The organism is Amycolatopsis sp. 195334CR (assembly GCF_017309385.1).
GTDB lineage: Bacteria > Actinomycetota > Actinomycetes > Mycobacteriales > Pseudonocardiaceae > Amycolatopsis.
Map to the genome: position 1 here is coordinate 4369720 of NZ_JAFJMJ010000001.1, position 5629 is coordinate 4375348.

Annotated in this window: 4 protein-coding genes; all 4 read left to right on the forward strand. The window is 70.1% G+C overall.

Annotated elements, in window-relative coordinates:
* The first annotated feature begins 67 nt into the window (after positions 1 to 67).
* The 4 genes from JYK18_RS20565 to JYK18_RS48025 all read left to right on the forward strand — a co-directional run bounded on the left by JYK18_RS20565 (position 68) and on the right by JYK18_RS48025 (position 5590).
* On the forward strand, positions 68 to 580 hold the full coding sequence (locus JYK18_RS20565) for a MarR family winged helix-turn-helix transcriptional regulator (RefSeq protein WP_206803556.1): 513 nt from the start codon (positions 68 to 70) through the stop codon (positions 578 to 580).
* Between the two features lie 144 nt (positions 581 to 724).
* On the forward strand, positions 725 to 1492 hold the full coding sequence (locus JYK18_RS20570) for an acetate uptake transporter (RefSeq protein WP_206803557.1): 768 nt from the start codon (positions 725 to 727) through the stop codon (positions 1490 to 1492).
* A gap of 43 nt (positions 1493 to 1535) precedes the next feature.
* Positions 1536 to 3545 (forward strand): AMP-binding protein, encoded by a 2010-nt coding sequence (locus tag JYK18_RS20575; protein ID WP_206803558.1) that lies wholly within the window; start codon positions 1536 to 1538, stop codon positions 3543 to 3545.
* Positions 3542 to 5590 carry a type I polyketide synthase gene (locus JYK18_RS48025; protein WP_206803559.1) on the forward strand — a complete coding sequence of 683 codons (2049 nt, stop codon included), beginning with the start codon at positions 3542 to 3544 and terminating at the stop codon, positions 5588 to 5590. The genes JYK18_RS20575 and JYK18_RS48025 overlap by 4 nt, the downstream gene beginning before the upstream one ends.
* Positions 5591 to 5629 lie beyond the last annotated feature (39 nt).

Genomic DNA, 5629 nt, shown 5'->3' on the forward strand with positions numbered 1-5629 from the left:
CGTTCCCTTCGTGGCCAAGTTCATTGTGAACTAGTAGATAGTGAGGAAGTACACTAATATCGGGAGTATGTCCGCCCCCGCTTCCGGCCGTCAACCCGGCACCGAGAGTGACCAGATCCCGGCCAGGGACATCGTCGCGATCCTGTTCGACACCTCGCGCCGGTTGTGCCTGCAGTCCGATCGCCTGCTCGGCGCCACCATCGGGCTGTCCGAGGCCCGCGCCCGCCTGCTGGTCACCGTCAGTGAGATGGAGCCCGCGCGGATGGGCAGGCTCGCCAGTGATCTAGGGGTTAGCCCACGTTCGGTGACCAGCATGGTCGACGCCCTCGAACGCGACGGGCTGATCACCAGGGAGCCCGACCCGGAGGACCGCCGCGCCACCCTGCTGCGGCTCACCGCGGACAGCCGGGCCAGGATGTCGCGGCTCTTCGACGCCCAGCACCAGCTCGCCGAGGACCTCCTCGCCCCGCTCGGGGAGGACGACCGGGCGAACCTGCACCGGATGCTCACCGTGCTGTGGCACAGCGCGGGCCCGGATGGGGCGCCCCGATCGGGGCGCCCCGGCGAGGTGACGGGTTGAGCCGAATGGGGCGCGCCTTCGTCTCTCTCGGTGCCCTCGTCCGGCGCCCTAGCATCGGCCGCATCGACACGAGGAACGCCGCATTGGGGGAAGATCCGGTCCAGGCCCGCCGGCGGCGCCGTCCTCCGGCGGAAGGCGAATCCGATGACCACAGTGCGTTCCGAGCCCGCACCGGCCGAGCCGGTGACCGAGTCAGCGAAGGCCGCATCGACGGCCGCACCGGGGACCGAATCGGCGGCGGCCGTGCCGGTGGCGAGCGAGTCGGCGGCGGCCGCGCCGGTGGCCGGGTCGGTGGCGGGCGAAGCGGCGGGCTGGACTCCCGAAGCGCCGTCGAGCCGGGCGAGTTCGGCGTATCTGGCGCTGGGCTACCTCTGCTTCTCGACCACCCTGTTCATCCTGGCGGTGTTCCACGCGGGGCTGGTCTCGTTCAACTTCATCGTCGCGGTGTTCCCGACGGCGATCTTCTTCGGTGGGGTGGCGCAGTTCATCGCCGGTATCTGGGCGTATTCACAGCGTAATTTCTTCGCCGCCGTCACCTTCACCTCGTTCGCCGCGTTCTGGCTGAGCTATTCGCTCTACACCTGGCTGTTCCTGCCGCAACTGGTGGCGAACTTTGGTAATTCTGTTACTGCCGCCACCGGTAGTTTCACCCTGGCGTGGGGATTGGTGGCGCTGTTCACCACCATCGCCGCGCGGCGGGTGAACCGCGCGGTGTTCGGGCTGCTTTCGCTGACCACGCTGATGTACTTGTTCATCACCATCGGCCAGTACGCGGTGGCACCGCCGGTCGACCTGGTGGGCGGGGTCTTCGCGCTGGTCGCGGCGCTGCTGGGGCTCTACGTCGGCGCCGCCTACCTGATCAACGGCAGCTACCGCCGGGTCGTGCTGCCACTGGGCGAACCGCGCTCGTAGCACCGCGAACGAACCGCACAGAACTGGGGACAGGGGCCGCGCCATGCCGTTTTCCACCGTCGGAAGCAGAACGGAAACCGTCGTCGAAGCCGTCCGGCTGGCGGCGGCCACCACCCCGGGAAAGCTCGCCTTCACCTTTCTCGAAAACGGTGAGACCGAAAGCGCGCGCTACGATTTCGCCGGTCTCGACGCTGCGGCCCGCCGGGTGGCCGCCCGGTTGCAGGCCGACGGCCTGGCCGGTGGCCGCGTGCTGCTGGCGATCAATCCCGGCCCGGACTACGTGGCGGCGTTCTTCGGCTGCCTCTACGCCGGGGCGACCGCGGTGCCCTGCTACCCGCCGCGGCAGCACGGCAAGTCGCGGGAACTGGCCGCGATCGCGGTGGACTCCGGCGCCGGTGCGGTGCTGACCGCGGGTGGGATGGCCGCCACCGTAGCCGAGCGGTTCGCCGAAACCGTGGAAGACAGCCACTTCCCGGTCCTCGACGTGGACACTGTGGACGATGAGCTGACCGGCTCGTGGACCCCGCCGGAGATCGGCGGCGACGACCTCGCCTTCCTGCAGTACACCTCGGGCTCCACCGGCGCGCCCAAGGGCGTGATGGTGCGGCACCGCGACATCGTCCGGCACGTCGGCCACATGTACCGCCGGTTCGAGCTGACCGGCACCAGCACCGCGGTGTCCTGGCTGCCGCCGTTCCACGACATGGGCTTGATCGCGTTCATCCTGATGCCCGCGGTGATGGCCTACCACGCCGTGCTGATGACCCCGCGGGACTTCGTCACCCGGCCCGCGCGCTGGCTGGAGGCGATCAGCCGGTACCGCGGTGAGATGGTGGCTGCACCGGACTTCGCCTACGAGCTCTGCGCCGACCGGGTCACCGACGACGAACTGTCCGGTTTGGACCTGTCGAGCTGGCGCCACGCCTGCAACGGAGCCGAGCCGGTGCGGGCGGAGACCATCGAGCGCTTCACCGAACGGTTCGCGCCACGGGGTTTCCAGCCTGAAACCTTCCGTCCGTGCTACGGACTGGCCGAGGTCACCCTCGCCGCCGCGGTGCCGCTGTCCGGCAGCCGGCCGGTGATCATCGAACGCACCTGGGACACCGAGGAGCAGGGCAAGCGCCTGGTCGGCTGCGGGGTGCCGCTGGACGACCACGAGCTGGTCATCGTCGACCCGGAAACCCGCGAGCGAACCGGCGACGGCACCCTCGGCGAGATCTGGGTGACCGGGCCGAGCATCCCCGCCGGGTACTGGAACCGCGAGGAGGAGACCGAGCGGACCTTCCGCGCGACCCTGGCCGGCGGTGACGCGCACTACCTGCGCACCGGCGACATGGGCCTGGTGCAGGACGGCGAACTGTACGTGGCGGGCCGGTACAAGGACCTGATCATCATCCGCGGCCGCAACTACGCGCCGTCGGACATCGAGCACCTGGTCGGCCCGTGCCACCCGCGCAACCGCGCCAGCGGCACGGCCGCGTTCTCGGTCACCGCCGGTGGTGCCGAGCGGCTCGTGGTGGTGCAGGAGGTGCGCACCCGCCGCGAGAGCGACTTCGAGGCGATCGTCGAAGCGGTTCGCCGGCGCGTGCTGGAGGAACTGGAGATCACCGTCGACGTGGTGGTCCTGACCAAGCCGACCGCGCTGCCCAAGACCACCAGCGGCAAGATCCAGCGCCGTGCCTGCCGGGCGCGGTTCCTCGCGGGCAGCCTGGAGACCCTGCACGAGTGGCGGGCCGCCACCGGTGAGCGCGCGGCCGGCCCGGTCGAACTCGAGGACGGCTGGTCCGGCACCGCCGAGGCGATGGAGATCCTGCTCGCGGAGAACGTCGGCCGGGTGATCGGTTCCGACGTCGCGCTGATCGACCGCGCCCAGCCGTTCAGCACCCAGGGCCTGGATTCGGTACGGGGTGCCGAGTTCACCGGCAATCTCTCGGTGCTGCTCGGCGTACCCGTGCCCGCCGCGGCGCTCTACGAATACCCGTCCATTCGCGACCTCGCCCGGCACCTGGTCGAACAACGAGCGGCGGGCGAGGGGACCGGGGACGACCGGTGACCGCGCCGGTCGCGGTGGCCGGAATGGCCTGCCGCCTCCCCGGGGCTTCCGGACCGGACGAGTTCTGGCGGCTGATCACCGAGGGGCGCAGCGAGGTCGGCGAGGTGCCGTCCGCGCGCTGGGACGTGGAGGCGACCTACGATCCGCAACCCGGTCTGCGCGGCAAGACCTGTTCACGCTGGGGTGGCCTGCTGTCCGATGTGGACCGCTTCGACACCGAACTGTTCGGGATCACCCCACGTGAAGTCGAACGACTGGACCCGCAGCAGCGGTTGGTGCTGGAGGTCGCCTGGGAGGCGCTGGAGGACGCGGCGCTGATCCCCGCCGACCTGGCGGGCAGCCGGACCGGGGTGTTCATCGGCGCCGGGAACAGCGACTTCGCCCGAATGCTGTTGCAGGAAATGTCCGAAGTGGACATCTACTCCCTGGTCGGCGGTGGGCTGAGCCTGCTGGCGAACCGGCTGTCGTACACGCTCGACCTGCGCGGCCCGAGCGTGGTGGTGGACACCGCGTGCTCCGGCTCGCTGGTCGCGGTGCACCAGGCGATGCGCAGCCTGCGCGACGGTGAATGCGATCTGGCCATCGCGGGCGGGGTGAACCTGTGCCTCTCGCCCGAGGTGGACATCGCGAACTCGCACGCCCGGCTGCTCTCACCGACCGGCGGCAGCAAGGTCTTCGACGAGTCGGCCGACGGTTTTGTGCGGAGCGAAGGCTGTGCACTGGTGGTGTTGCGCCGTGCCGACGAACCGGGTCCGGCGCACGCGGTGCTCAAGGGGTCCGCGATGGCGGGTTCCGGGCGCGGCAACGGGCTTGGCGCGCCGAGTGCGGCCGGTCAGGAGGAAGTGGTCCGGCTCGCGTTGCGCAACGCCGGGGTCGAGCCCAGCGCGGTCGGGTACGTCGAAACGCACACCACCGGCACGGCCATCGGTGACGCCGTCGAGGTCGGCTCGCTGTCCCGCGTGTTCGGCGGTGACCGCGAGACGCCGTTGCGACTGGGTTCGGTCAAGGCGGGCATCGGGCACCTGGAAGCGGCTTCGGGCGTGGTCTCGTTGATCAAGACCATTCTGGTGCTGCGGCACGGCTGGATCCCGCCGGTGGCGGTCGAGCGGTTGAGCCCGCAGATCCGGCTCGGTGCCGGGGTGGAGATCCCGGCGGAACCGTGCACTTGGGACGGTCCGCGGCTGGCGGGTATCAATTCGTTCGGCTACGGCGGCAACAACGTGCACCTGGTGGTGGGCGAGGCGCCCAGCGTCCCGGCGAAATCCGGTGAGGGCCCGGAGGTGCTGGTCCTGTCGGCTCGTTCGGCGGAATCGCTGACCGAACTCGTCAGCCGTTACACCGGTTTCCTGCGGGACCGCCAGGACGTGCCGCTGGCCGACATCGCCCACACCGCTCGGGTCGCCCGGACGCACTACGACCACCGGCTCTTCGCGGTCGGCACCACGCACGAGGAACTGGCCCGAAGCCTCGCCGAGGCGGAGGCGTTCGTTGTCGGCAAGCCGGTGATCGCCTTCGAGTTCGCCGACGACAAGGCGGACGGTGACTGGTTCGAAGCCCTGTGCCAGCGGATTCCCGCACTCGCGCTGATCGTCGAAGACCTCGATGGCACGATCGACGCGCCCGGCTTTGTGCCGCAGTACGCGTTGGCGACGTTGCTGGCGGAGTGGGGTGTCTACCCGGACCTGGTTCTGGGGGACGGTTCGGGTGAGATCGCCGCCGCCTGCGTCGCGGGCGCGAGCAATCCCTACGAGTTCGACGGCGAGTTCGGCGACCCCGACACCCCGCTGTACCTGGGCGGTCAAGCACCCGAGCGCGACTTCACCATCCGCTTCTGCGACGACTTCACCGGCGACGGATTACCGCGACTCCTCGGCAGCCTGCACTGCCGAGGCTCCGAAGTGGACTGGACGGCGATCGGTACCGAGCGGCCGGTGGCGCACCTGCCCGCGACCCCGTTCGAGCACCACGAGCGGTGGCCGATCGGGCTGCACCGCCGGGCACCGGCTAAACCGGCCAAGGCGCACCCGCTGCTGCGCCGGCGCTGAACCTGCACGCGAGGGCTACAGAAATGGGGTTGGGACCTG

Coding starts and splice junctions, on each gene's coding strand:
- JYK18_RS20565 (WP_206803556.1), top strand. CDS start 68: ATGTCCGCCCCCGCTTCCGGCCGTCAACCCGGCACCGAGAGTGACCAG.
- JYK18_RS20570 (WP_206803557.1), top strand. CDS start 725: ATGACCACAGTGCGTTCCGAGCCCGCACCGGCCGAGCCGGTGACCGAG.
- JYK18_RS20575 (WP_206803558.1), top strand. CDS start 1,536: ATGCCGTTTTCCACCGTCGGAAGCAGAACGGAAACCGTCGTCGAAGCC.